The following is a 24,394-nucleotide window of genomic DNA, read 5'->3' as shown; positions in this document are numbered from 1 at the left end:
TGTCAGCGGATCACGTGACCGGCAAGCAACTATCGGGAGATCGAGCCTCAGGAAATCAGCGTGACGGTATCTTCCAGTGGCGCGCGGTCCATAACCACTTTATTAATTTGCTCACCTTCCTGCTCATAGCCAAAGGACAGGCCGCAAATAATGCCGTGACCCTCAGGGAGGTTGGCGATTTTCAACACTTCGTCCGGATAGAACGCCAGCGCTCCCTGGGGAATGCTCGCCATGCCGTGCTCAACCAATAGCAGCATCAAGGTCTGCAGATAGATACCGATATCCACCCCATTTACCGGCCCCATGCTCACCGGCATCGACAGAAAGCCCACGTGGGGGGCACCGAAAAACTCCCAGTTTTTCAGCATCAGCGCCTGACGCTTGTCCTTTTCATGGCGCTCGATACCCATGGTGCCATAATAGGTCATGGCGCAGTCGTACTGACGCTCTTTGTAGACACCGGTAAGTCCCACATCACCGGGGGGAAATGCCGGCGACGGCGCCTTGCCGGAGAGTATTTCGGCCATAATCGCTTCCTGCAAACGAGCGCGGGCCTCACCCGACACCACAGTAAAGTGCCATGGCTGAGTGTTGCAGTTGGAGGGAGCATGCCGGGCCGTGTCGAGAATTTCCCGCAGGGTGGCTTCCGGTATCGCATCGGGCTTGAAGCCCCGAATCGAGCGACGATTTTTGATCGCTTGGGTAACGTGCATAAGTAAAACCTTGAACAGTAGTAAATAGATGGCAATGTGCACCAACTTCGCACCTCAGGTACACATATGCTCCCCGGCGTATAATTGCGTATATTAACATCGCTCGGGATTAAGCAAGATAACATACCATTGGCGGCTGATCTGTCGAATTTCCAGGTGCAAGGAAACCGCCCATTGGCAGGGCCGTGAACCGTCATCCCAACAAACCCGGTCGCTTCAGCCAGCACCGCGAAAGGAACACAATGTAATGGCGTCATTGCGAGCCTTTATTAAGGAGTATCATTCTACCGAGGCGGGCGTTCGCCTGTTTAGTGATGCCCGTAATATCCACCTCTTCAGTTGCCTGGGTGCTGCAGTGCTCACACTGCTACTTTGGGGCGAGGTGCCCGGCCAATGGCTGCTAAGCTGGCTAGCCACGATGACCTTGTTTCAGTGCCTGCTCACCCTCTGCGCACGCCTTTATATTCGCTACGGTAAAATCGCCCACCTGCGCTTCTGGTTACGAATTTACAGCGTGTTGAGTATCAGCACCCACCTGACGTGGGGCTCGCTCACGCTGATGTTCGAGGATTATCTGGGGGTGTGGCAGCAGCTTTTCATACAACAACTGCTGTTTGTCGTTATTCTGGGCTCACGGCATTTGCTCAGTCGTATATATTCACTGTTCAGCGCAAATGTCGTAGCCCTTGCTCTGCCATCTCTTATCGGCCTGCTCTACACTGAGCACATTGAATGGCAGTCTCTGGTGAGCGGCGTTATTCTGGGCTCGGGCGCGCTGTATATTCTCTATCTGGCCAAACGCGACGCCGAGGACTTTCTTGCCCAGCTAAATCGCGACCCTGTGACTTCATTGATGACGCGTCGCACATTTTTTCGCGAGCTACAGCGCTCTCTGGTACCCGGCGACAGCGTGTTGGTCTGCCAAGTCAGAAATTACACCGCTATCTGCAATACCCTCGGCGACTCCGCCGGCGACGCCGTGCTCAAACACCTGAGCGAACTTCTGCAGGACGCCCTGCCTGGTAATGCCATTATCGGCAGGCTGTCCGATGCTGAGTTTGGCATGTTGGCGCGGTTTGCTCCGGAGCGCATCGCCTCCCGGCTGCTCAGCCATAGCAGCCGCAACCTGCAATGGAACGGCCACGATATTCTCCTCGACATAAGCCTTGGCACCGCGAGCGATGACGGCAAATACAGCGACGGCAAGGCCACAGTGCGCCGCGCCCAATTGGCGGCCGCCAGCAGCGATGCCCACGGCAGCCTGGTGAGCTACCACCCGGTATTAATGCAGCAGGCCGAGCGGGAAATTCGCCTGCGCGCGGGCCTGGCCCAGGCCCGGCAAAACGGCGAGCTGGCCCTCCACCTCCAGGCCAAGGTCGATATAAAGACCGGCAAGGTGAACGGCGCCGAAGGCTTGTTGCGCTGGCATAGCCCTGTTTTTGGAGAGGTCAGCCCGGTTGAATTCATTCCCCTTGCGGAAAAAACCGGCTTGATTATTGAAATTGGTAACTGGGTCATCGAACAGGCCGCCGATTTCCTGATGCATTTGCCCGGCTCCGACTATTTTTCGCTGGCGATCAATGTGTCGGTGGTGCAGTTTGCAGAGGAAAATTTCGTCGATGAATTCCGCAAGCGAATGCCAACACTGCCGCCGGGGCGCCACCTTGAGCTGGAAATCACCGAAAGCGTGGTGATGCTCGACACTACAGTAGTACGCAAGAAGCTCGCAGAGCTCTCGGAGATGGGTATCCAAATCGCCCTTGACGATTTCGGCACCGGCTACTCCTCGCTCAGCTATCTCGCCGAGCTTGATATCGACACTCTGAAAATCGACCGCAGTTTTATCAACAATATTTTGAGCGACGAGAAGGCCGCAAGACTGGTTAAAACCATGATAGACATGGCTCAGGGGATGGGGCTTACAGTGGTAGCCGAAGGCATTGAGACGGTTAATCAACTGGATAAGCTGAACGGCTGGCACTGCGATAGCGCCCAGGGCTACTACATTGCGAAACCCATACCCGCCATGGCTTTTTACTGCCAGTATTCCGGCTACCCTAAAACCGCCGGGGCAGCACGCTAACCGGCTCCCGGTGACTGCTCCAGTTCGAGAATTGCGTCACCGAGTTCATCGAGGCGGCGCTGGAGAATGGCCTGGGCATCGTAGAGGCCGCGATTGTAAAAATAAGCGCCAATTTCTGTCGAAATAAAATCCAGTAAAAATTCAGCCTCGAATTGCCCGAGATCCTGATCGAGTTCTTCTGAGAAATAGCGCTGGAGTGTCGCCGCCATGGTGTCGCGTTCTTGCCGGGAAAATTGCATAACAGTCATGGGATCTCTCCTTTGGGTGAGCTTCACCCCTATCGACATATAGATGGGTTCTCAAGAACCTGATCGGCAGACCCTTCCAGCCTAGCAGTAAATGACCGCAGGCGCAGCGCCTTTCATTGGCCCATCAACTGTTATTCCGCCAAGTGCCCGCGTAGAATGCGGCCTTTGTCGCGACCCCTTCGGCCCCATGACTGACCTGCATCTGTACCAATATATTCTGATCGGCCTGTGCTTTGTATGGAGCGGGTTTGTACGCTCCGGACTCGGTTTTGGCGGCTCGGTGCTGTCGCTTCCCTTTCTGCTGCTGATCCACAATGAACCGCTGGTATTTCTGCCACTGATCTCCGTTCATTTGCTGTTTTTCTCTTCACTGACCATCGCAATGAACAACCGCGAACAATTGCGCAATGGTGAAAGCGGCCAGGGCACCGTCGACTGGCCCTATCTGTGGCGGATACTGGGGATAATGATCGTGCCCAAGCTACTGGGCGTATTTGGGCTTATTACCCTGCCCAGCGGGGTGCTCAGCGGGATTATTTTCACCATCGTATCGGTTTACGCCCTGACCTATATCTTCAACCGCCCCTTTCGCAGCAACAGCCGCCTGGTAGATACCCTGTTCCTGATGCTGGGCGGGTATATCAGCGGCACCTCGTTGATCGGTGCGCCCTTGATTATTGCCGTGGTCGCCCAGCATGTGGCTCGGGAACAGCTGCGCGACACCCTGTTTGCCCTGTGGTTTATTCTGGTCACTATCAAAATGGCCGCCTTTATCTGGGTTGGTGTCGATCTCCAACTGGAGCACCATCTGTGGTTGCTACCCTGTGCCGCTGTCGGACATGTCATTGGCTTGCGGGTACACGAGCATATGCTGAAGGCGGAAACCCCGGTGTTCTTTCGAGTAATGGGCTCGGTGTTACTGGTGATAAGTGTGATTGGACTGATTGGGGCGATTAGCTGATATTTCAGTGCTATTCGCGGGCAAGGCCCGCTCCCACAGGAGCAGAGCTAGTCGTATGATCCCCAGGCGCCGGCAGTGAACTGATATTCCAGCGCTATTCGCGGGCAGGGCCCGCGCTTGCAGAGGGGTGGATCAACTGTAGGAGTAGCGACGGCATTTGTGGGAGCGGGCCCCGCCCGCGAAAATCGCCCAGCGAGCCACCGACCCTGCTATAGGGGGTGGAGATTTACGCGGCAGAAACCTGCCTTAGGCTACTCCAGCCTTGCTCTGCCGCTTACCACTCACACTATTCGCCACAAGATAAACCAGTACCCCGACAACAATACCCGGCAGCCCTTCATAGACCATATTGTGCAGGTCGAAGTACCGCCACAACAGGGCAGTCAGTATTCCCGCACAGCTCATTGCAATGGCGGTTGTCTGAGAGGGCCGCCCGCCAAAAATCAGCACCAGTAGCATGGGCACAAAGGCACTGGCTAATCCCGACCAGGCCATAACTACCATGGCGAACACACTCTGGGCGCTGAACAGGGCCCAGGCCAATGACAGCAGGGTAACAACCAGCGTCGAGGCTTTAATAAGCAGAGGTTTTTCAATGTTGTGGGGCAACAGGTCGTGGGTAAACGCTGCGGAGGAGCTCAGAATCAACGAGTCCGCCGTGGACAGGGTTGCCGCAAAGATCCCGGCCAGTACGAGGCCTACCAATACCGGTGGCAGTAGCTGTTGGGCCATGGTCGGCAACGCCAATTCGGCGTCAAAGCTACCGGCTTCCGGAATATACAGCCGCGACAGTAGACCCACCGCCGTGGCCATAAGATAAAACGCGGTAAACCATAGGTAGTACCAGGTGCGCGCTCGATTCATATCGCCGCCATCGGAGAGCGTCATAAACCGCACCATCACATGGGGCTGCCCCACCACCGACATACCGGCAAACAGCCAACCGAGAGCAAAGAGCAGGGCGCCGGCAACGCCGGGAAAGGCGAGATCATCGGGAAACCAGTTCATAAAACGGGGGACGTCGTGGAGCTGTTGCAGCGTCGCAGATGCACCACCGAGGCCATCGACCGCTACCCAGAGCAACACCCCCATCGCGGTAATCATCACAATGGACTGTGCGGCATCGGTCCAGATCGATGCGCGGATTCCGCCGGCCAGGCAATACAGCGCCACCAGGATCGCACCGGTCACTGCACCCGCCCACAGCGGCCAGTCGAACAACACATGCAGAGCCTTGCTCCCGGCCAACAACTGCGCCGCGGCATAGGCCATAAGCAGGGTGAGGCAGATCAATGCCGCCAGTCGCTGGTAGCGCACCATGGGTTTGCCACCCCAATTGGCAAGCACCCCGAGGTAGCTCACCTCGTCGCGCTTTTCAGTCATATTGCGCAGTTTGCGATGAACAAAATGAGAGGCGATAAAGTCGCCGCTGATCCAGCCGAACATCACCCAGAACGCCGACAAACCCACCGTATAGGTGTAGCCAATCACGCCGATAAACATATAACCGCTGTTATTGGTGGCCACCGCTGACAGCCCCACCAACCAGGGCTTTACGCTGCTGCTGGCGAGATAGTAGTCCTGGCTGTGATGCTGGTTTTTGAACAGTGACGACAGCCCGATCAGCACAAACACTGACAGGAACGCAATAAAACTCCAGGCGGTTATCATTCAGCACTCCATTGTTATTGTGTGTCCGCCCGGTTATCAGGCCTTACCTATCGGCACCGATTCCAGCAGCTCGTGCACCAGGGGGTGATCCCGCAACGGTGCCAGCGCCGGATCGCGATCCAGCTCTTCCCGGTAGATTTCGGATTGACCCACAGCTTTGGCGAAGTAGCGAGCTCCTTCGTCCAGGTGGTCCATCGAGGCATAGGCGCAGGCCAGCTGGTAAAACGCATGGGCGTTGGAGTCATCCAATTGCAGGGCGTGGCGGCACAAATTGACCGCCCACTGGGGTTCGCCCTGGTCGAGGGCCGCGTCGGCCTTATAGGTAATAGCTTCTATATCGTTGGGACGGGTAGCCAGTATCTGGTCGTAAATCGCAATTTTACCGGCGGGATTGGTTTCCTGACTGGCGCGTAACCACAGCGAATGAATCTCCTGGGTGCGAGTGATTTCCTCGCGGTTGGATTCGATATGTGCCGTTTCCTGCTTCAACTGCTTCTCGATAATACGCAGTCGCTTCTCGTATTCCATAACGAGTTCCGCCACCTGCTCACTGGCGGCGCTGTGAACCTTCTCCTTGATCTCCCGCAGGGAGTTCCAACCGATAACAACCAACGCCGAACTGACCCCGGCAATCAGGTAGAAGAAGTAGGTCACAGTATTGGTCGCATAGGACACGGCCTTGTCAGCCGCACCCAACTCCCGATCAACCACCTCCTGGGTAAGCTCCCGGTGCTTGCGCTCCATGTCGATGCGCAGGGAGCGCACCTCATCGAGAATATAACGCTCTATAAAGGGGGAGTAGAGGGGCTCTTTCAGCGATTCGACGTGTTCGTCTATCGCCTGATCGCGCTCCTTCTCAGAGGCGGGGAGCTGGGCCACTGCCAACAGTGGCCACAGCGCCAAAGCACAGATCCACGCGACCGCTATGCCGCGCATATAGCGTCGCCATGGTCGTGCACTTCCACCAGGCAGCGGTGCAGGCTGGCTACTGCCGCCTCGTAGTCATCTTCATTGATGACAAACTGCATATCGACCTGACGCATCGACTGATGCATGGCCAGCACACTGATATCGGACGCCGCGAGCGCGGAAACCGTTTTGGCCAACATGCCTGGCACTTGCATATCGCTGCCGATGGCTGAAACAATCGCCACTTTACGGGTGCTCACTTCAGCGGTTTCAAACTCTTCATTCACCGCTTTAACAATACGCTTCACCGTTTTCAGGCTGGTGCCCAGATAGTGGGTGATGGTATTGGCATTGATGTCTTTAGTGATGACCGTCGCCTTGAACCGCTCAATGGCGTTGAGAATACGCTGCTCGTATTTCCACAGTGAGCCCACCATATCCTGGTCGAACACCTCCAGGGCATAGACCTGCTTGCGACCAGCGATAATTTCCACACAGGGGCTTTCACTGCGGTAGTCGCAGTCGATCAACGTGCCATTGTGCTCGGGCTCGAAGGTGTTTTTCACCCGCAGCGGAATATTGTCCTGACGCAAACCCTTCGCAGCGCGGGGGTGAATCGCCTCCATGCCCAGGTTGGCCAACTGGTCTGCCACATCGTAGTTGGTGCGGCCAATGGGCACGACCTTGTCGGCACCGACAAGGCGCGGGTCGGCGCTGCTCAGGTGGTATTCTTTATGGATAATCGCCTCGGTAGCCTTGCTGATAACGGCAAGACGACTGAAGGTCATCTCGCTGTAACCGCGATCGAAGGTCGCCATCAGACCTTCGCTGCAATAGGCGTAGCCAGTAACGATGGGAATTTCCTTGGTCAAGTCGATCTTGTCCAGTTCCCGGGCAATATGCGCATCCAGTGGAATCGCACTTTCCATACGCCAGCCGGACAGGTCAACGAAACGGGCGTTAACGCCGTCGCGCTTAAGCAGTCTGGCGGTATTCCAGGCGCTGTGTACCTCGCCGATACTGGCCAGCATTTCACGCACGGTCAGCAGGTGGTCGGCCAAACCAAAGTGTCCGTGCTGGCACAGCAGGTGCAGGTTATCCATGCACCGCTCGGCCTCGTTCAAGCGACCGTCAATAAAAGCATTGGCCTCGGCGCACATATCACTGTCGCCGTAGAGCTCACTGTTGATTTGATGCAGGGCCTCGCCGACCTTGCTCAGCGCATCCCGCCACAGGGCGTCGGCACCTTCGCCTTCAGCAAACAGGGCATACACCCCCGGATTGCCGTTGCGCTTGTTTTCCAACAGCAGATCGGTGATACCGCCGTAGGCCGATACGACAAAAATACGGCCGTAGAGGTCGTCGCCGCTGGCGCCGGCCAGAATGATATTGTCGCGTACCGCGGCGTAATCACTCATTGACGTGCCGCCGATTTTTTCCACACTGTGTGACATGTTTTTCTCCATAGCTGATTAAAGTGACTGCGTCCAAGGGCTTAGGCGCAGCTCATCAATCAATCGGATAAACACCATTCTCGTCGTGAACTTCCTTGCCGCTCAGCGGGGGATTAAACACACAGGCCATTTTCATGTCTTCGCTACCGCCGCGCAGCAGGTGCTTATCGTGCTTGTCGAGGATATACAGCGTGCCGGGCTCGATTTTATACACCTTGCCATCGGCCAGGGTTTCGATTTCGCCATTCCCCGCCATGCAATACACCGACTCCAGATGGTTCTGGTAGTGGATAAGGGTTTCGGTACCCGCAAAGATGGTGGTGATGTGGAAAGAAAAGCCCATATTGTCGTCTTTCAACAACATTCTTACGCTTTCCCAATTGCCACCATTGACCTTGCGTTCCGAGTTTTCACAATCTTCCAGTGTTCTTACAATCATGCTTTGTATTCCAGTAAATTCAGTATGTAAAAATTCTCGGCAGCCAGACCGGCTGCCGATTCGGGCTTGCCCACTCGGGCTTAGCCTGCCAAACCCGGGAGGTTCGGCCACAGTATTTGCTTAGGAAGCCTTGCGCTCGAAAGCTTTCTCAACCACTTCGGCGACGGCTTCAGCCATGATATCCAGGCCGCGAATCAGCTCGTCTTTTTCGATGGTCAGCGGGCAGAAACACTTCACGATCTGGCCACGGTTACCACAGGTCTCGATAACCAGACCGCGCTCAAAACAGGCTTTGGCTACTGCATCGGCGGTGTCGCCGTCGGCCATAGAAATGCCCTGCATCATGCCGCGACCCTTGGGCTTGACCCGGGTCACACCATAGCGATCAGAGATCTTCTTGAAGCGGTCGGCCACAATGGCAGCTTTTTCGATGACACTGTTGGCAAAGGTCTCGTCTTTCCAGAACTCGCGGATCGCCGCTGTGGCGGTAACGAAAGCGTGGTTGTTACCGCGGAATGTACCGTTGTGCTCGCCCGGCTCCCATACGTCGAGGTCAGGGCGCAGCAAGACGATCGCAAAGGGCAGGCCATAGCCGCTCAGCGACTTGGACATGGTCACGATGTCGGGCTTGATACCGCTGGGCTCAAAGCTGAAGAAGGTGCCGGTACGGCCACAACCCGCCTGAATATCGTCAATAATCAGCAGAATGTCATGTTTGCGACACAGTTTTTCCAGACCGCGCAGCCAGTCAGCGTTAGCGACGTTCAGGCCACCCTCGCCCTGCACACACTCGACAATCATTGCCGCCGGCAAATCGACACCGGAGGAGGGGTCGCTGAGCAGGGTATCCATCATTTTCAGGCTGTCGATGTCGCGACCGTGATAGCCACAGAACGGCATGCGCGATACATCGCCCAGCGCCACACCGGCACCACCGCGGTGGTGGCTGTTACCTGTGGCCGCGACGCTACCCAGGGTCACCCCGTGGAAGCCGTTGGTGAACGACACGATAGTGTTGCGTCCTGTCACCTTACGCGCCAGTTTCAGCGCGGCTTCAACCGCATTGGTGCCTGTGGGGCCGGTAAACTGGAAGGTGTAGTCCAGGTCGCGGGGCTTGAGAATATATTCGTTAAAGGTCTCAAGGAACTCGGCCTTGGCCTTGGTGTGCATATCCAGGCCATGGGTAATGCCGTCGGCCATGATGTAGTCCACCAGTGCCTGTTTCAGCACCGGGTGGTTGTGGCCGTAGTTCAGCGTGCCGGCGCCGGCGAGAAAGTCGAGATACTTTTTGCCGTCCTTGCCGTACAGGTGCTCGCCCTGGGCCTTGTCAAAGGTCACCGGAAATGAACGTGCGTAACATTGAACTTCTGATTCGAGCTGGTCAAAAATAGTCATGATAAATCCTCTTAGCTTCCTTTACTGTTCTGTTTAACCGACCGTTATTTATCTAAAGGGGGTCGAGGGAAGGGGCCTATACGCAGCAATGACTCACTGTCGTGTACCCCATTAAAGTGTTTGTCTTTCTCAAACCAGATAGCGTGGTTCAACTCGGCTCCCACGTCCCGCGCAAAGCTGCGGAACAAAGCCCAGGACGCCTCGTTATCCGGAGTAATCGTTGATTCAAGATAATGGACATCGGCGCAGGCCGGACGTTTCACTATCTCGTGCATCATTTTCTTTGCCAGACCTCGCCCGCGCTGACTTTTATCGACCACAACCTGCCAGACAAAAATCGTGTCCGGTTTTTCAGGGGGGATATGCGCAGAGATGAAACCGACCAGGCGGCCATCTTCTTCCACCGCCACCGATGTAGACGCAAAATGCGTGCACTGCAATAAATTGCAGTAAATCGAATTCGGATCCAGGGGTGGACTCGCCGCAACGAGTTGATTGAGGGGAAACCCGTCTTCGGCAGTCGGTTGACGAAATACGAGCTGGAAAGCGTCAGAGTCAGTCGCTTTATTTGATTTCAACACAATTCATTTGTGTTCATTATAAACTGAATGTCACAAACCCGTGGTTCAGTACAGAAAACCACTGATTTAGACAGCTTATGAACCCAACCTCCCTAATAATTGCTTAGTACACGATGTATTATACGCAGGTAGACGGGTATTTTTCAAATGAAGACTTTGTGAACTATGTATTACTTGGGTGCATTTTAGTCCTAACGGCACTATTATTGTGCACTCAAACCGAGAACGATTATGAACGAGAAACTGATTGAAGAAGTGCTGATCGCACTGCGCCGCGTGACCCGCGCCGTCGATCTGCACTCCAAGCACCTGATGAAAACCTCGGGCCTCACCGCCCCGCAAATTCTTATTCTGCAAACGCTGCGGGACAACGGCGACGCGATTATTTCTGATATCGCCAAGCAGGTCAGTCTGAGCCAGGCCACCGTGACCAGCATTATCGACCGCCTTGAAAAGCGCGAGCTGATCGTCCGCGAGCGCAGCAGCCGCGACAAGCGCAAGGTCTACGCCTGCCTTACCGAGGCCGGAGCCGACACCATACGCAACGCCCCGACACCGCTGCAGGAATATTTCAAAAGGCAATTCAGAGACTTGCAGGATTGGGAGCAGATGCAAATTATCAGCTCGCTGCAGCGAGTGGCGATGATGATGGACGCACAGCACATTGACGCTGCGCCCTTGCTCGACGTGGGCGCGATCGACCGCCAAAGTGAGAGCGAACTGCCCAAGTTTGGATACAGTCATGGCCAAAAATAGCCTGTTCGCCGCACTTGTCGCCCTGGTCTGCGCAGCCTGCGTCCCCGACAGCAGCGCTCCCGCAAGCTCCAGCAAGACCCAAATGCCAGATTCACCAGCGCTGAAGTCCCTCTATATTCAAAGCTGTTACAGCTGCCACGGCACCGGGGTCAATGGCGCGCCACGCACCGGCAACCAACAGGACTGGGCACCGCGTCTGGCCACCGGAATGGACACCCTGCTAAACCACACGCGAAATGGCTACAACGCGATGCCACCGCGGGGCATGTGCATTAACTGCAGCGACGACGATTTCCGCGCGCTCATTAACTTCATGGCCCACCCCGGCAACTTGCCAAACGCTTCGAAATAGGACTACGCTAAAGCTGAACAGGGGTCGCCTGTCGACACACCCCCGCCCCAGCGCATCTATTCACGCCGAGGTCTCGTATACAGGCTTATGCCACGGGCTATCGACGCCCCGACACCTGCGCTCACCCAGCCTCGGAGAAGCTAAAGCAACATGGATTTACCCGCGCAAATTCAGATTGGTATCAGCGCCTGTCTTATGGGGGACGAAGTCCGCTACGACGGCGGCCATAAACGCCTTCCCTTCGCCACCGACGAACTCAGTCGCCATTTCAGCTTTATCAAGGTCTGCCCGGAGCAAGCTATAGGTATGGGCGTGCCGAGACCCACAATACGCCTGGTGGGCGACCCCATTCATCCACGGCTGCAGGGGAGTAACGACCCCAGCCTTGATGTGACCGAGGCAATGCAGGTTTTCGCCAGCGATACCGCCCGTCAGCTCAACCATATTAGCGGCTACATTCTCTGCGCCAAGTCCCCCAGCTGTGGCATGGCGCGGGTGCCCGTGGTCAACGACGCAGGCCAGGGGCTCGGCAAGATCGGTGTCGGCATCTATGCCAAAAAACTGATGGAGACCCTGCCACTACTGCCCGTAGAGGAGAATGGCCGACTCAACGATGTCCACCTGCGCGAAAACTTTGTTATGCGGGTCGTCGCCTATGCCCGCTGGCAGGCGCTGCAGACCAGGGGCATCACCGCCGCAGGACTGGAAGAGTTTCACCGCCGTCACAAATTTTTACTGCTTGCACACAACCAGCGCATCTACCGCGAACTCGGCCCAATCGTCGCCAACGGCAGCCGCGACCTGAACGCCGCGGCCGATACCTACATCAGCCTGTTTATGGAGGCACTGAAAACCCCCGCTCGACCCGGCAATCATCGCAATACGCTGATGCATATTCAGGGCTTTTTCAAGGATCACCTGGATCGCACCGAACGCGCCCAGCTGAGCAAGGTCATCAGCGACTACGCCGCCGGCGAGTTACCACTGCTGGTGCCGCTGGAAATGCTCAATATGTTCCTGCAAAAGTACGGAATCGACTACCTGCTCGACCAGTACTACTTTGAACCCTATCCTCGCGATCTGAAGCTGCGTATTGGCCTGTGACAGCGCTGGTCTGGTTTCGCAACGATCTGCGCTGTCTCGACCACCCTGCACTGAGTGCCGGGGTCGAGCAAGGCAGCTGTCGCGCCGTGTACCTGCTTTGCCCGCAGCAGCTGGACGAGCATATTATCGCCCCCATTCGCCGCCAGTATCTGCGCCTGGCGCTGGATGCTTTGGCCGCTGAGCTGGCGGCTCTGGGCATCCCCTTCGACATTATCGACGCCGGGCACTTTCGCGACGTTCCCGGGGTGCTCAACCGCTACTGCCAGCAACACCGAATCAGCGAAATTTTCGCCCACGAGGAATTACTGCTGGACGAAATCGAACGGGATCGTCAGTGCGCGGAAACCCTGCCTGTTCCCCTGCACTTACTGGACGACTGCCTGCTCCATCCAAAACTGGTGTGCAAGGACAACGGCGAGCCCTACAAGGTATTCACCCCATTTTCCCGCCGCTGCCGCAGCCGGCTTCGGGAATATTGGCCCCGCTGCCTGCCCCGCCCAAAGCCCCAGGCCGCACCCATAAAAGCCACCAGCGCACCGGTGTTTGGTGAAGAAAAAGACGCCACCGACTGGCCGGTCAGCGAACGTGATGTTTTAGCACAATTGAAAACCTTCAGTCGGGAACGCGCCCCGGACTATGGTCGCCAGCGCGACTTCCCCGCCGAGGAGGGCACATCGCGCCTGTCAGCGGCGCTGGCCCTGGGCCTGCTGAGTCCGCGCCAATGCCTGGCGCGCCTGCAACTGGAATGCGGCGACGCCCTGTGGGACACCCAGTCCGGAGCTGGCATCTGGTTTAACGAACTGCTCTGGCGGGAGTTCTATCGCCAGGTCTGCTATCACTTTCCGCAGGTGGTTCGCGGCCGCGCCTTCAAACCCCACACCGAGCACCTCCAATGGCGTAACAACCGCGAGGAATTTGCCGCCTGGCAGCGCGGCGAAACCGGCTACCCCATCGTGGACGCCGGTATGCGCCAGCTCCTCACCACCGGCTGGATGCACAATCGCCTGAGGATGATTACCGCGTCGTTTCTGTGCAAACACCTGCATATTGACTGGCGCTGGGGCGAGGCGCATTTTCTCGCCCACCTGATCGACGCCGATTTTGCGTCCAACAACGGTGGCTGGCAGTGGGCGGCATCTACCGGCACCGACGCGGTGCCCTATTTCCGCATTTTCAACCCGACCACCCAAAGCAAGCGCTTCGACGCCGACGGGCGCTTTATCAAACGCTATGTACCGGAGTTGAGCGACCATAAGGGCAATGCACTGCATCTCCCCCCGAATGTAAAATATTACCCGAATCCCATCGTCGATCACGCCGAAAGCAGGGCCTTTACCCTCGCACTTTTTGAGAAATTAAAGGACTAAGCCTCCGTACATCGTTTTTATCTATCGTGCCGGTAGCGCAACAACCCGCTGTGGGCTTACTGGCGCATTTTTCCGCAAGTGTTCTATGCTGATTGAGCATTTGCCGTATTCGACAGGAGGTTTCGTGAGACATCTTTCACCCTATCTATCGGCCCTGAGTACCGCTTTTATTCTGCTGATGCTCGCCGCTCCCGCCGCCCTAGCAGAGCAGCAACGCACCTTCGGGCTAACCGAATATGTGTATATCGAGGAGCTGGGTGTCAAGTACAAAGCCAAGATTGATACCGGAGCCGAAAGTGCGTCGATAAACGCCATTAATGCCAAAGTCGAGAAGGCGAAGGGCGACGATGAGGATGATATTGTTCACTTCGATCTGGTGCTGCCCAGTGGCGAACTGAAGTCGGTAAGCCTGCCGCTGGAAAAGCATATCCGCATCATTCGCCGAGCCGGAGACATGGACGAAGATGACAAATACTACCACCGCCGACCGGTGCTGAAGCTGACCCTGTGTGTGGGCGGCCGCTCGGAAAAAGTCGAGGTCAACCTGGCCGACCGCCGTCAGTTCTCCAAGCCGATGCTGTTCGGCTCGGATCCACTGATTGCCTTTAATGCCATCGTCGATCCGTCACAGTCATTCCTGCAAAATAAGACCGCCTGCGAGAAGGCGGAAGAAACTACCAGCGACGACACCGTCGCAAATAACGAGGAGAGCGCCGGATGAAAGGCGTAAAGCTGCATGTAAGAGTGCTGGCGATTGTTCTGATGCTGATCGGTGCTGCCAGCACCGCATGGCAGATTTTTGCACTGAATATTCCGGTGAGCGCGGATACCGAGGAACCGGTGTGGGTGATTGACACCCGCATCAGTTTTACCGCCCGCCCCAAAAACCCGATCAAGGTGCAAATGTACCTGCCGCCGAGCTGGAGCAAGTTCATTACCCTTGACGAGAGCTTTGTCGCCCGCAATTACGGGGTCAACATCGACGACCTGGAACACAACCGCACCGCGGTGTGGTCTGCCCGCCGCGCCGACGGCCAGCAGCAGCTGTTCTACCGCCTGATGCTGACCCAGCGCAGCAATACCCGCTTTACCAATGAGGAGCCAGGCCCCCAGTTCCGCGAAAGCCCTGACCTTCAAGGGGTGGAAAAAGTCGCCGTCGAGGCTTTGTTGAAACCTATTCGCGAGCACTCCGCCGATATCGAGACCTTTATTCGCGAAGCGATCAAGCTCATCAACAATACCGACAACGACAATGCGCGGCTGCTACTGCGCAACGACTACTCGCAGATCAACAAATCCCGAGTGCTGGAGCTGCTGTTGTCCTCGGCCCATATACCAGTCGAACAGGTACACACGGTAAGACTGGCCAGCGGCGTGAGTCAGTCGCCCGAATTGTGGATGCGCAGCTATAACGGCCAACGCTGGCTGTACTTCAACCCCGAGACCGGCTCCTTTGGCATGCCCAAGGACCGCATTGTGTGGTGGACCGGCAGCGAGCCAATGGTCAAGGTAGATGGCGGCCATCACCTGAAGGTGGAAATCAATTCTACCCAACAGACGGTAAACTCCATCACTCTGGCACAAAGTATTCAGGAGGCCCGCGACGGCAACAGCTGGGCGCTGTCGATGTACAGCCTGCCTCTGCAATCCCAGCAGACCTTTGAAATCATCCTGATGATTCCCATCGGCGTCATGCTGATTCTGGTGCTGCGCAATATCATCGGGATCGAAACCCTGGGCACCTTTACCCCTGTACTGATCGGTCTGGCCTTTCGGGAAACCCAGGTGCTGTGGGGCATTATTATGTTCTCCAGTATTTCGGCGCTGGGCCTCGGTCTACGCAGCTATCTTGAACACCTGCACCTGCAATTGCTGTCGCGACTGTCAGTCGTGCTGACCTTCGTGGTAATCGTAATGGCGCTGATCAGCGTACTGGGGCATCAGCTCGGCCTCGACCGAGGCTTGTCTATCGCCCTGTTCCCGATGGTTATTCTGACCATGTCCATAGAGCGCCTGTCCATCGTCTGGGAAGAGCGGGGCGGCCTGCACAGCATGAAAGTAGGCTTTGGCACACTGGTTGCGGCAACCCTGTCTCATCTGATGATGAGCTATTCGCCGTGGATTTATTTCGTGTTCACCTTCCCCGGAATTTTGCTGGTGTTTATGGCCTTTATGCTGGCCCTGGGGCACTACCGCGGCTATCGCTTCAGTGAGTTACTGCGGTTCAAGGCACTGATTAAGGACGGTAACTGATATGTCACTGTTCAGCACCTGGCGGGAACTTCGCCAGAAAGGCATCATGGGTATCAACGAGCGCAACGCCGATTTCGTGTTGCGCTACAACCAGCGTCATCTCTACCCCCTGGTAGACGACAAGATACTGACCAAGAAGAAAGCCATCGACAACGGCATTCACGTGCCACCGATGTATGGCATTGTTGACTCGGAAAAACAGATCGGCAACTTTCGGCAGCTCATTCAGGATCATCGCGACTTTGTGATCAAACCCGCCCAGGGGGCCGGGGGCGATGGCATTATGGTGATCGCCGACCAGTTCGAGGGCTATTACCGCACCACCGGCGGCCGTCTTATCAGCGCCGAGGATATCGAGTTTCACCTGTCAGGCGTTCTCTCGGGCATCTATTCTCTGGGCGGCCACCGCGACCGGGCATTGATTGAGTACCGGGTTATCCCCGACCCCATCTTCAGCGCCATCAGCTTTGAGGGTGTTCCCGACATTCGCATTATCGTGCTCAAGGGCTATCCGGTGCTGGCCATGTTGCGCCTGCCCACCCGCCAGTCCGGCGGAAAGGCGAACCTGCATCAGGGTGCTATTGGTGTCGGTGTCGATCTCGCCACCGGCATCACCCTTGACGGCACCTGGCTGAACAAAAAGATACAGACCCACCCCGACACCACCAACCCGGTGCGCGGCGTGCAGCTGCCCTATTGGGAAGGCTTTATGTCTCTGGCCACCCGTTGCTACGAGCTCACCGGGCTGGGTTATATCGGCGTAGACATGGTGCTCGACAAGGATCTGGGGCCGCTGATGCTGGAACTCAATGCGCGCCCGGGGCTGAATATCCAGATCGCCAACGACACCGGTCTGGCGGCGAGATGCCGTCAGGTAGAAGCGGAGATCGAACGCCTCGAGCAAAAAGGCATAAAGCGTGCCGCGGCAAGTAAACGACAGAAATTCTGTCAGACCCGGTTCGCCAATCCCGAGTGCGCCGCACTGGCGGCACAGCGAGCCGAGGAAGCCCGTCTGCTAGAAGAGCAGGAAAGAAAGCAGCGGGAGGCGGAAATGCCGATTGTTGATGCGGGGGTAAAAGTTCAGGTGAAGACACCACCTGATGGTAAGGGCTGACAGTAGCAGGTCTGGCCAAGAAACCTGATCCAGCCCTTCCGTTTTTCCTTCTGGAGAGTATTGGTTTCGTCCGGCAGGGTGAAACCAATACTTACCGCAACGATGCAAGCAGAGGCAAAGCAATAAGGAAGTTACTTGGCCGCGCGCTCTTTCTCAATCAACTCTTCCGCCACCTTAAGCATATTCGCCTTGCTACCCGCAGCGCGACCGGTCACCCGGTATTTGCCATTGACGATCAGCTCGGGGGTGCCGGCAATGCCATAGCTACGCGCACGGGCGTCAGCCTGCTTCACCTGGCTGTTGACGCCAAAAGAGTCAAAGGTCTTGCGGAAGGTTTCTGCGTCCAGGTCGGTGTGCGCCAAAAAGAGCTTTTCCAGCGCGTTTCGATCCCGCAGGGGATTTTTGTTCAGGTTGATTTCGTCGAACAGGGGCTGGTGTACCTTGTCCAGCACACCCAGAGTCTTCGCGGTATAGAAGGCCTTGGCATGCAATACCATCAGCTCGTTCCACATCGCCGGAGAGCGCACCAACACGACGTCGTCGGGCAGCTGCTTTTCCCAGGCGTGCATCATCGGCTCAAAATCAAAGCAGTGGCTACAGCCGTACCAGAAGACCTCGGTCACTTCGATTTTATCGGGGTCTGAGGTGCGTACCGGCTGGGCGATACGGACAAAACCCTCGCCTTCACGCTGCTCAACACGCTCGGTCTTAACCGCGCTTTGGGTCTTGGCGGGAGCAGTTTTCGCCGCCGTGGGCTCGGCGCCATCGCTACACGCGGACATGGTCATGGCCAAGACGCTGAATATCAGCAGTGAAAGGTATCTTTTAATCATTGTTTCCCCCAAAAGGATTTATCGTTACAAGCACAACTGATGTGTTATCGGAAGAGTTCTGACCCAGGCGATTAGGTCGGGTTCCGCAAACTGAACTCCGCCGCCTACCATACCAAAGTCGCGCCCATAAAAAAGGCGGCTAACGCCGCCTTTTTACCAAGCTGCCACGACTTATTCGTGCAGGCCTTGAATAAAGCTGGAAACCGCCTCGATTTCCGAGTCACTCATCTTGAAGGCGATGCTACGCATCACCATGGCTTCGCCGTCGTTGGCACGACCATCGCGACCGTCCTTCGCGGCACGGAAGGCCTTCAGCTGAGCCGCGGTGTACTCGGCATACTGGCCAGCAAGCCTCGGGAAGCCAGCGGCGGCCATTCCGGCACCGGTAGGTGAATGGCAAGCAGAGCAGGCGGGGATAGCGCGGTCGGCGATACCGCCACGATAGATTGCCTCACCTTTTTTGACCAGTGCGGGATCAGCCTGACCCGTGGTGGATTTTTTGCTCGCGTAGTAGGCGGCAATATCGGCAATATCCTGGTCAGACAGATTATCGGTCTGGCCAGCCATCATCGGCACCGGACGTGCACCGGATTTGATGTCCTGGATCTGTTTGATCAGGTAGCGCTCACCCTGGCCCGCCAGTTTGGGGAAGCTCGGAGCGGGGCTGTTGCCATCCTTGCCGTGGCAAGCCGCACAGGCCGCAGACTTCGATTTACCGGCAGAGGCATTACCCTCCAGCGCCATTGCCGTGCCGCTGAGCAGCAGTGTTGCCATGAAAACTAGCAGTGGTTTTTTCATAATCACTTACTCTATGTAAAGACAGAAACTGTAATAATTAAAACGTGGCGAAACCTTACTTGGCTTCGGCCATAAATTCGATCAGGGCCTTGAAGTCCTCATTACTGCAATCAAAACACAGCCCCTTTGGCGGCATGGTGCCAAAACCTTCGGCGGCGTGCTTGACCAGCGTGTCCATTCCCTTTTCCAGTCGCGGCGCCCAATCTTCGGCTGATCCGGTCTTGGGGGCACCGTTGGCACCAAAGCCATGACAGGCGTAGCAGCTTTTCTTGTAGCGGTCGGCCACGGACATTTCTGCGGCATTGGCAACGAGGCTACCGACAGCCAGAAGTACGGCGAATAAGTACTTTTTCATGATTTACCCTCTCTTCCGAGCTGCGCCTGAATATTGCGGTGCATTCGGTTTAAGTAATGACCCCCCGCAAAAACTGCGGCATTATACACAACAAGCCCGAGTCGGGGCCATTTTTTGGCCCGGGACTCGCCCCTGCTTTTGGTGTTTTTCCCCGGATTTCACATGTCTGTCAGTCATTCTGTTAACTATCGTCGCGCTCAGTACATGAAAAGCGCACCCACTCTTGCCCAATGCCCGAAGGACAGCGGCGCAGAGGTGGCCTTTGCCGGTCGCTCAAATGCAGGCAAATCCAGTGCCATAAACCGGTTGACGGAAAACGGTAAAATGGCCAAGACCAGTAAAACACCGGGACGGACCCAGCTGATCAACTTTTTTTCCGTTGATGCCGCCGATGCCATGCGCATCGTCGATCTGCCCGGCTATGGCTTTGCCAAAGTACCCATCAAGGTCAAACAGGAGTGGGAGCGCAACCTCGAGTACTACCTGCAACACCGTCAATCCCTGCGCGGGCTGGTCTTGCTGATGGATATTCGCCACCCCCTCACCGAATTCGATACCACCATGCTCACCTGGGCCCACGCCGCAGGGATGCCGGTGAGAATATTGCTCACCAAAACCGACAAGCTGAAGCGCGGCCCGGCACAGGCCGCCTTGTTGCAAGTGCGCAAAGCCCTGCAACCCTACGGCGGTCTGGTCTCTGCCCAGCTGTTTTCGGCCCCCCGGGGAGACGGTCTCGACGAGCTGCGCGAGCAGCTGGATATCTGGCTTACCACCCGCTTTGAGGACGAGGAACTGGACGCCGACATCGACCCCGAGGTCTAGCGCCGGGTCAGTGCGCCTCGTCCCAGTTGTTGCCGCTGCCTACCCCGACTTCAAGGGGAATGGCCAGCTCGGCAGCCGCTGACATCAGCTCGACGACCCGCGCCTGTACTTGCTCGAGCTGGCCTTCAGCCACCTCCAGCACCAGTTCATCGTGCACTTGCATAATCATTTTTGCATCGGGATTTTCATCGATCAGGTAGCGATCCACGGCGATCATTGCGTTTTTGATAATATCAGCTGCAGTGCCCTGCATCGGCGCATTGATCGCCGTACGCTCGGCAGCCTGGCGGCGCTGGCCGTTGCGCGCATTGATCTCCGGCAGGTGCAGACGACGCCCAAACAGGGTCTCGACATAGCCCTTCTCGGCGGCCAGCGCTCGAGTGTCGTCCATATATCGCAGCACCCCGGGGTAGCGCTCGAAATACAGGTCGATGTATTGCTGGGCCTCGTTGCGACCGATATGCAGCTGCCGCGCCAGCCCGAAGGCAGACATGCCGTAAATCAAGCCGAAATTGATCGCCTTGGCATTGCGGCGTTGCTCGTCACTCACGTCTTCCGGCGCCACACCGAAGACCTCGGCCGCGGTGGCGCGGTGAATATCCTCGCCATTTTTGAATGCGCGTATCAGCCCCTCGTCCCGGGACAAATGAGCCATAATACGCAGCTCGATCTGGGAGTAGTCCGCCGCCAGAATCTTGTACCCTTCTGCGGCGATAAAGGCCTTGCGAATCCGGCGCCCCTCGGCGCTGCGAATGGGAATGTTCTGCAAATTCGGGTCCGACGACGACAGCCGCCCCGTCGCGGCCACCGCCTGGTGGTAAGAGGTGTGCACCCGCCCCGTGCGTTCATCGATCAACTGGGGCAACTTATCGGTGTAGGTGGACTTGAGCTTGGCCAACCCTCGGTAGTCGAGAATCACCTTGGGCAGGGGATAGTCGTGGGCGAGTTCGACCAGCACTTCCTCGGCGGTAGACGGCGCCCCCTTCGGAGTTTTCTTCACCACCGGAATTTCCAGGCGCTCGAACAGGATTTCCCCCAGCTGCTTGGGTGAGGCGAGGTTAAACTCCCCCCCGGCAATCTCGTAGGCCTGCTGCTCCAGCTCCTTCAGTTTTTCTGCAATTTCCAGGCTTTGCTTGCCCAGCATCTCGCGACTGATTAATGCGCCGTTGCGCTCAATACGCGACAACACCGGCACCAATGGCAACTCGATATTGCGATAAACCTCATTCAAACCCTTTTCCGCGCCGAGCTGGGGCGACAGGCACTGATGAAGTCGCAGGGTGATATCGGCGTCTTCAGCGGCGTAGGGGCCAGCCTGCTCCAGTGCAATTTGGTTGAAACTGAGCTGCTTCGCCCCCTTACCGGCAATATCCTCGTAGTGCACGGTGGTTTCACCGAGGTATTTCAGCGCCAGGGTATCCATGTCGTGACGACTGGCGGTGGAATTCAGCACATAGGACTGCAACATGGTGTCGTCGGCAATACCGCGCAGCGCGATGCCATGATTGGCCAGCACATTGGCGTCGTATTTGAGGTTTTGCCCCACCTTGGCACAATCGGCGTCCTCAAGCAGGGGCTTGAGCGCACCGAGCACCTCCTCCTCGCTGAGCTGATCCGGGGCATCGATGTAGTCATGTCCAAAGGGCACATAGGCCGCTTCCCCCGCTTCCACCGCGAAGGACACCCCCACCACCCGCGCCTGCATATAATTAAGGCTGGTCGTTTCGGTATCAAAGGCGAACAGCTCCGCTGCGGCCAGCCGCTCTACCCACTTGTGGAAAACCTCGGCATCCGTCACCACTTCGTAGCGGGTTGCTGTGGCGGGCTTGCTGCTTTCGACATCAGTGGCGGCCTCACTGCCCTGCAACTCTTCCACCCAGCTGCGAAACTCCATTTCGCTGAACAATGCCAGCAGGGCATCGTTGTCCGGCGCCTTCGGAATGAGTTCGGCAATACTGACCTCCAGCTCGACGTCACACTTGATCGTCGCCAGCTCATAGGACAGCATCGCCGCATCCCGCGAATCTTCCAGCTTTTTGGCCAGACTCTTGGCTCCGCGAATCGACAGCGAAGGCACTTCATCCAGACGCTGATAAATATCTTTGAGGCCACCCAGAGCCTGCAGAAGGGCGAGGGCGGTTTTTTCCCCCACACCTGCCACGCCGGGTATGTTATCGACCTTGTCACCCATCAGCGCGAGATAGTCGATGATAAGCTCCGGCGGAATACCGAATTTTTCCTTTACTCCGGCCACATCCATCCGCGTGTCAGTCATGGTGTTCACGAGGGTAACGTGGTCATTGACCAGCTGGGCCATGTCCTTGTCGCCGGTGGATACCACGACCGGGCGTTCGGCCCCGGCCTGGGCTGCCAGCGTACCAATGACGTCATCGGCCTCAACACCATCGACCACCAGCCTCGGCAGCCCCATGGCATCAATGATGTCGTGAATGGGCTGAATCTGACTGCGCAGATCATCCGGCATAGGCGGGCGCTGGGCCTTGTATTCGGCAAACATCTCGTCGCGAAAGGTCTTGCCCTTGGCGTCAAACACCACCGCAATCGGACTGTCGGGGTAGTCCTTTTGCAGCCGCCGCAACATGCTGATTACTCCGCGTACGGCTCCGGTGGGCTGGCCACTGGAATTGCGCAGATCGGCCTGAGACATGGCGTGGAATGCGCGATAGAGATAGGAGGAGCCATCCACCAGCACGAGGGGCGAAGTATCAGTCATTGCAATGTGTTCACTAACCGGAAAAGAGGGGAGGAGTGTAACACGACCACCGATACGGTAAATCGTTCCGGCGCCGACACTGAAACACAAATGTTACCTAACCGTGACATCGGTAACATGACGCAGCACACATATCCCGCGGGTTACGTAGAAATTAACAAAAATTAAGCAGCTATTCGGGAATTCACTGTGTTACCTTATGTAACACGGGGTGACAAACGCACTCCGTGAGGGTCAAGCAGACCCACCGTAAAGGAGAAAGAGAGATGAAAAGACTTACCAGCGCAATCTTGATTTTGGTTGCCAGTGCCATGGCGACTGCTGCCGAGCCAGAAGTGGGCACGAAACAGTCGCTGGTATTGGCTTATCAATCCGGGGAAGAAACCTACACCCCAACGGTAAACTACGCCAGCAAGGAATCTGCCGAGCGCGTTCTGGAAAAAACTCTGGACGCCGTGTCAGCCAGCCTGAGCGTATCACTGGATGATTTCGCGGCCTTCACCATTCCCGCCGACGACGCCCAGTAAGCGCTTAACCCACAATGGGTGTAAAACAGCGCTGTAAAGTACTTCCCAGCTGACGGTATAAGCCCATAAAGCCGTCAGCTTTTCGCACATCACTTCCCAATGGGTCTAACTCCAGCACCACCACCGACACATCCCGCGTCAGCGCATTAAGCAATGAGCGCGAATACTGTGGTTCGCGAAACACACAGGAAAACTCTCCAGCCTGCAGCCGCTTGCGCAGCTCGACCAAGTGACGCGCTCCGGGCATTTGATCTTCCGCCGACACTACCACTTCACCTCGGGGCAAGCCGTAGCGCTTCTCCAGCCGCGAAAAGCCATCGTGCAGAAACAAATGCCGCACACTCTGGCTACGCGCCAGTGACGCCGCCAACTCACGGTCGTAGGCCTGCAACTCACTGACGAAACGCGCCGCGTTGGCGTGAAAATAAGCACTACGCAAAGGCAGGCGATCGGACAGCAGCAAGGTGATCTGCCGAGTCACCGACACAACCTCGGCGACATCCAGCCAGAAGTGAGGATCGACACCACCGGGCTCAACATCGGGGTACAATGCCCGGGCATCACTGAAGCGACGCAGCGGCCGCTCAAGATGGTGCTCCAAGGCGGGCCCAAACCACAGCACCAGATCCGCCGCCGCCAGACGCTTCATATCCGACGGTCGCAACTGAAAGTCGTGGGGCGACTGTCCCGGCGCCTGCAGCAGCTCAACCTCAATGGCATCACCACCTATATCCGCTGCCAACAGAGCCAGCGGCTGTATGCTTGCCACGACCCGCAGGGCCTTCCCCTGACTGACGCTTGAAAACAGGGCCAGTGACAGTACCAGAACATAAAACAGACTACGGCGCATGAGGCATCAAATTCCAGACAGTAACGGTGGTGCGGATTCGGTTAATGCAATATTATAACATTAAACCTTGTGCAA

The 24,394-nt window shown here is 56.7% G+C and carries 24 protein-coding genes; 11 read left to right on the top strand and 13 right to left on the bottom strand.

Annotation, left to right across the window (positions count from 1 at the left end; genetic code table 11):
* Positions 1 to 47: 47 nt before the first annotated feature.
* Positions 48 to 713: a nitroreductase gene (locus HCU74_RS13235; RefSeq protein ID WP_168450888.1), complete on the bottom strand. Its 666-nt coding sequence runs from the start codon at positions 711 to 713 to the stop codon at positions 48 to 50.
* A 247-nt stretch (positions 714 to 960) separates the two neighbouring features.
* On the opposite strand from HCU74_RS13235, the gene HCU74_RS13230 reads away from it, so the two are divergent.
* Entirely contained in the window at positions 961 to 2,796 is a 1,836-nt protein-coding gene (locus HCU74_RS13230; RefSeq protein WP_168450887.1) for a putative bifunctional diguanylate cyclase/phosphodiesterase, read from the top strand.
* Here HCU74_RS13230 and HCU74_RS13225 read toward each other — a convergent pair.
* The gene (locus tag HCU74_RS13225; protein ID WP_168450886.1) at positions 2,793 to 3,044 is read right to left on the bottom strand and encodes a DUF2164 domain-containing protein; all 252 of its coding nucleotides are present in this window, start codon (positions 3,042 to 3,044) and stop codon (positions 2,793 to 2,795) included. The two genes, HCU74_RS13230 and HCU74_RS13225, sit on opposite strands and share 4 nt — an antisense overlap.
* 187 nt (positions 3,045 to 3,231) lie before the next feature.
* Between HCU74_RS13225 and HCU74_RS13220 the strand changes: the two genes are divergently transcribed.
* Positions 3,232 to 4,005, top strand: a complete 774-nt coding sequence (locus HCU74_RS13220; RefSeq protein WP_168450885.1) for a sulfite exporter TauE/SafE family protein — start codon at positions 3,232 to 3,234, stop codon at positions 4,003 to 4,005.
* 246 nt (positions 4,006 to 4,251) lie between these two features.
* Here HCU74_RS13220 and HCU74_RS13215 read toward each other — a convergent pair whose 3' ends face one another.
* From HCU74_RS13215 to ectA, 6 genes are all read right to left on the bottom strand, one after another.
* Positions 4,252 to 5,676: a sodium/proline symporter gene (locus HCU74_RS13215; RefSeq protein ID WP_168450884.1), complete on the bottom strand. Its 1,425-nt coding sequence runs from the start codon at positions 5,674 to 5,676 to the stop codon at positions 4,252 to 4,254.
* Between the two features lie 36 nt (positions 5,677 to 5,712).
* Positions 5,713 to 6,612 (bottom strand): TPR end-of-group domain-containing protein, encoded by a 900-nt coding sequence (locus tag HCU74_RS13210; protein ID WP_168450883.1) that lies wholly within the window; start codon positions 6,610 to 6,612, stop codon positions 5,713 to 5,715.
* The gene (locus HCU74_RS13205; RefSeq protein ID WP_168450882.1) at positions 6,600 to 8,039 is read right to left on the bottom strand and encodes an aspartate kinase; all 1,440 of its coding nucleotides are present in this window, start codon (positions 8,037 to 8,039) and stop codon (positions 6,600 to 6,602) included. The genes HCU74_RS13210 and HCU74_RS13205 overlap by 13 nt, the downstream gene beginning before the upstream one ends.
* 55 nt (positions 8,040 to 8,094) lie before the next feature.
* Complete coding sequence (locus HCU74_RS13200; RefSeq protein WP_168450881.1) at positions 8,095 to 8,478, bottom strand: ectoine synthase; 384 nt, start codon at positions 8,476 to 8,478, stop codon at positions 8,095 to 8,097.
* Positions 8,479 to 8,598: 120 nt separating this feature from the next.
* The gene (gene ectB, locus HCU74_RS13195) at positions 8,599 to 9,873 is read right to left on the bottom strand and encodes a diaminobutyrate--2-oxoglutarate transaminase (RefSeq protein ID WP_168450880.1); all 1,275 of its coding nucleotides are present in this window, start codon (positions 9,871 to 9,873) and stop codon (positions 8,599 to 8,601) included.
* 44 nt (positions 9,874 to 9,917) lie between these two features.
* Positions 9,918 to 10,454 carry a diaminobutyrate acetyltransferase gene (ectA, locus tag HCU74_RS13190; protein WP_168450879.1) on the bottom strand — a complete coding sequence of 179 codons (537 nt, stop codon included), beginning with the start codon at positions 10,452 to 10,454 and terminating at the stop codon, positions 9,918 to 9,920.
* A gap of 231 nt (positions 10,455 to 10,685) precedes the next feature.
* On the opposite strand from ectA, the gene HCU74_RS13185 reads away from it, so the two are divergent.
* From HCU74_RS13185 to HCU74_RS13155, 7 genes are all read left to right on the top strand, one after another.
* Positions 10,686 to 11,210 carry a MarR family winged helix-turn-helix transcriptional regulator gene (locus tag HCU74_RS13185; RefSeq protein WP_168450878.1) on the top strand — a complete coding sequence of 175 codons (525 nt, stop codon included), beginning with the start codon at positions 10,686 to 10,688 and terminating at the stop codon, positions 11,208 to 11,210.
* The gene (locus tag HCU74_RS13180) at positions 11,197 to 11,562 is read left to right on the top strand and encodes a c-type cytochrome (RefSeq protein WP_168450877.1); all 366 of its coding nucleotides are present in this window, start codon (positions 11,197 to 11,199) and stop codon (positions 11,560 to 11,562) included. Before HCU74_RS13185 ends, HCU74_RS13180 begins: the two co-directional genes overlap by 14 nt.
* Positions 11,563 to 11,712: 150 nt before the next feature.
* Positions 11,713 to 12,666, top strand: coding sequence for a YbgA family protein (locus HCU74_RS13175; protein WP_168450876.1), 954 nt, complete (start codon positions 11,713 to 11,715; stop codon positions 12,664 to 12,666).
* Positions 12,663 to 14,033: a deoxyribodipyrimidine photo-lyase gene (gene phrB / locus HCU74_RS13170; RefSeq protein ID WP_168450875.1), complete on the top strand. Its 1,371-nt coding sequence runs from the start codon at positions 12,663 to 12,665 to the stop codon at positions 14,031 to 14,033. Before HCU74_RS13175 ends, phrB begins: the two co-directional genes overlap by 4 nt.
* A gap of 124 nt (positions 14,034 to 14,157) precedes the next feature.
* Positions 14,158 to 14,754, top strand: a complete 597-nt coding sequence (locus HCU74_RS13165; RefSeq protein WP_168450874.1) for a putative ATP-dependent zinc protease — start codon at positions 14,158 to 14,160, stop codon at positions 14,752 to 14,754.
* Positions 14,751 to 16,286, top strand: a complete 1,536-nt coding sequence (locus tag HCU74_RS13160) for an inactive transglutaminase family protein (protein WP_168450873.1) — start codon at positions 14,751 to 14,753, stop codon at positions 16,284 to 16,286. Before HCU74_RS13165 ends, HCU74_RS13160 begins: the two co-directional genes overlap by 4 nt.
* Position 16,287: 1 nt before the next feature.
* Positions 16,288 to 17,400 carry an alpha-L-glutamate ligase-like protein gene (locus tag HCU74_RS13155; protein ID WP_168450872.1) on the top strand — a complete coding sequence of 371 codons (1,113 nt, stop codon included), beginning with the start codon at positions 16,288 to 16,290 and terminating at the stop codon, positions 17,398 to 17,400.
* Between the two features lie 131 nt (positions 17,401 to 17,531).
* On the opposite strand, the gene HCU74_RS13150 is transcribed toward HCU74_RS13155, so the two are convergent.
* From HCU74_RS13150 to HCU74_RS13140, 3 genes are all read right to left on the bottom strand, one after another.
* Positions 17,532 to 18,233, bottom strand: a complete 702-nt coding sequence (locus tag HCU74_RS13150; protein WP_168450871.1) for a thiol:disulfide interchange protein DsbA/DsbL — start codon at positions 18,231 to 18,233, stop codon at positions 17,532 to 17,534.
* 171 nt (positions 18,234 to 18,404) lie between these two features.
* Positions 18,405 to 19,031: a c-type cytochrome gene (locus tag HCU74_RS13145; RefSeq protein ID WP_168450870.1), complete on the bottom strand. Its 627-nt coding sequence runs from the start codon at positions 19,029 to 19,031 to the stop codon at positions 18,405 to 18,407.
* Positions 19,032 to 19,086: 55 nt separating this feature from the next.
* On the bottom strand, positions 19,087 to 19,386 hold the full coding sequence (locus HCU74_RS13140) for a c-type cytochrome (protein WP_168450869.1): 300 nt from the start codon (positions 19,384 to 19,386) through the stop codon (positions 19,087 to 19,089).
* A gap of 162 nt (positions 19,387 to 19,548) precedes the next feature.
* Here HCU74_RS13140 and yihA point away from each other — a divergent pair, with 162 nt between their 5' ends.
* Positions 19,549 to 20,208: a ribosome biogenesis GTP-binding protein YihA/YsxC gene (yihA, locus tag HCU74_RS13135; protein WP_168450868.1), complete on the top strand. Its 660-nt coding sequence runs from the start codon at positions 19,549 to 19,551 to the stop codon at positions 20,206 to 20,208.
* 7 nt (positions 20,209 to 20,215) lie between these two features.
* Here the strand turns inward: yihA and polA are convergent, their stop codons facing one another.
* A complete protein-coding gene (gene polA, locus HCU74_RS13130; RefSeq protein WP_168450867.1) occupies positions 20,216 to 22,942 on the bottom strand; it encodes a DNA polymerase I in 2,727 nt (908 codons plus the stop codon).
* A gap of 266 nt (positions 22,943 to 23,208) precedes the next feature.
* Here polA and HCU74_RS13125 point away from each other — a divergent pair, with 266 nt between their 5' ends.
* Complete coding sequence (locus HCU74_RS13125; protein WP_168450866.1) at positions 23,209 to 23,469, top strand: hypothetical protein; 261 nt, start codon at positions 23,209 to 23,211, stop codon at positions 23,467 to 23,469.
* A 4-nt stretch (positions 23,470 to 23,473) separates the two neighbouring features.
* On the opposite strand, the gene HCU74_RS13120 is transcribed toward HCU74_RS13125, so the two are convergent.
* Positions 23,474 to 24,319 carry a metal ABC transporter substrate-binding protein gene (locus HCU74_RS13120; RefSeq protein ID WP_168450865.1) on the bottom strand — a complete coding sequence of 282 codons (846 nt, stop codon included), beginning with the start codon at positions 24,317 to 24,319 and terminating at the stop codon, positions 23,474 to 23,476.
* Positions 24,320 to 24,394 lie beyond the last annotated feature (75 nt).

It is taken from the genome of Spongiibacter thalassae, assembly GCF_012272835.1.
GTDB lineage: Bacteria > Pseudomonadota > Gammaproteobacteria > Pseudomonadales > Spongiibacteraceae > Spongiibacter > Spongiibacter thalassae.
The sequence above is the reverse complement of the archived record's forward strand: the minus strand, read 5'-3'. Positions and strand labels throughout refer to the sequence as shown.

What these genes read in the sequence shown, in the direction of transcription:
- HCU74_RS13235 (WP_168450888.1), bottom strand. Translation starts at nt 713, where the DNA reads ATGCACGTTACCCAAGCGATCAAAAATCGTCGCTCGATTCGGGGCTTC.
- HCU74_RS13230 (WP_168450887.1), top strand. Translation starts at nt 961, where the DNA reads ATGGCGTCATTGCGAGCCTTTATTAAGGAGTATCATTCTACCGAGGCG.
- HCU74_RS13225 (WP_168450886.1), bottom strand. Translation starts at nt 3,044, where the DNA reads ATGACTGTTATGCAATTTTCCCGGCAAGAACGCGACACCATGGCGGCG.
- HCU74_RS13220 (WP_168450885.1), top strand. Translation starts at nt 3,232, where the DNA reads ATGACTGACCTGCATCTGTACCAATATATTCTGATCGGCCTGTGCTTT.
- HCU74_RS13215 (WP_168450884.1), bottom strand. Translation starts at nt 5,676, where the DNA reads ATGATAACCGCCTGGAGTTTTATTGCGTTCCTGTCAGTGTTTGTGCTG.
- HCU74_RS13210 (WP_168450883.1), bottom strand. Translation starts at nt 6,612, where the DNA reads ATGCGCGGCATAGCGGTCGCGTGGATCTGTGCTTTGGCGCTGTGGCCA.
- HCU74_RS13205 (WP_168450882.1), bottom strand. Translation starts at nt 8,039, where the DNA reads ATGTCACACAGTGTGGAAAAAATCGGCGGCACGTCAATGAGTGATTAC.
- HCU74_RS13200 (WP_168450881.1), bottom strand. Translation starts at nt 8,478, where the DNA reads ATGATTGTAAGAACACTGGAAGATTGTGAAAACTCGGAACGCAAGGTC.
- ectB (WP_168450880.1), bottom strand. Translation starts at nt 9,873, where the DNA reads ATGACTATTTTTGACCAGCTCGAATCAGAAGTTCAATGTTACGCACGT.
- HCU74_RS13185 (WP_168450878.1), top strand. Translation starts at nt 10,686, where the DNA reads ATGAACGAGAAACTGATTGAAGAAGTGCTGATCGCACTGCGCCGCGTG.
- HCU74_RS13180 (WP_168450877.1), top strand. Translation starts at nt 11,197, where the DNA reads ATGGCCAAAAATAGCCTGTTCGCCGCACTTGTCGCCCTGGTCTGCGCA.
- HCU74_RS13175 (WP_168450876.1), top strand. Translation starts at nt 11,713, where the DNA reads ATGGATTTACCCGCGCAAATTCAGATTGGTATCAGCGCCTGTCTTATG.
- HCU74_RS13160 (WP_168450873.1), top strand. Translation starts at nt 14,751, where the DNA reads ATGAAAGGCGTAAAGCTGCATGTAAGAGTGCTGGCGATTGTTCTGATG.
- HCU74_RS13155 (WP_168450872.1), top strand. Translation starts at nt 16,288, where the DNA reads ATGTCACTGTTCAGCACCTGGCGGGAACTTCGCCAGAAAGGCATCATG.
- HCU74_RS13150 (WP_168450871.1), bottom strand. Translation starts at nt 18,233, where the DNA reads ATGATTAAAAGATACCTTTCACTGCTGATATTCAGCGTCTTGGCCATG.
- HCU74_RS13145 (WP_168450870.1), bottom strand. Translation starts at nt 19,031, where the DNA reads ATGAAAAAACCACTGCTAGTTTTCATGGCAACACTGCTGCTCAGCGGC.
- HCU74_RS13140 (WP_168450869.1), bottom strand. Translation starts at nt 19,386, where the DNA reads ATGAAAAAGTACTTATTCGCCGTACTTCTGGCTGTCGGTAGCCTCGTT.
- yihA (WP_168450868.1), top strand. Translation starts at nt 19,549, where the DNA reads ATGTCTGTCAGTCATTCTGTTAACTATCGTCGCGCTCAGTACATGAAA.
- polA (WP_168450867.1), bottom strand. Translation starts at nt 22,942, where the DNA reads ATGACTGATACTTCGCCCCTCGTGCTGGTGGATGGCTCCTCCTATCTC.
- HCU74_RS13125 (WP_168450866.1), top strand. Translation starts at nt 23,209, where the DNA reads ATGAAAAGACTTACCAGCGCAATCTTGATTTTGGTTGCCAGTGCCATG.
- HCU74_RS13120 (WP_168450865.1), bottom strand. Translation starts at nt 24,319, where the DNA reads ATGCGCCGTAGTCTGTTTTATGTTCTGGTACTGTCACTGGCCCTGTTT.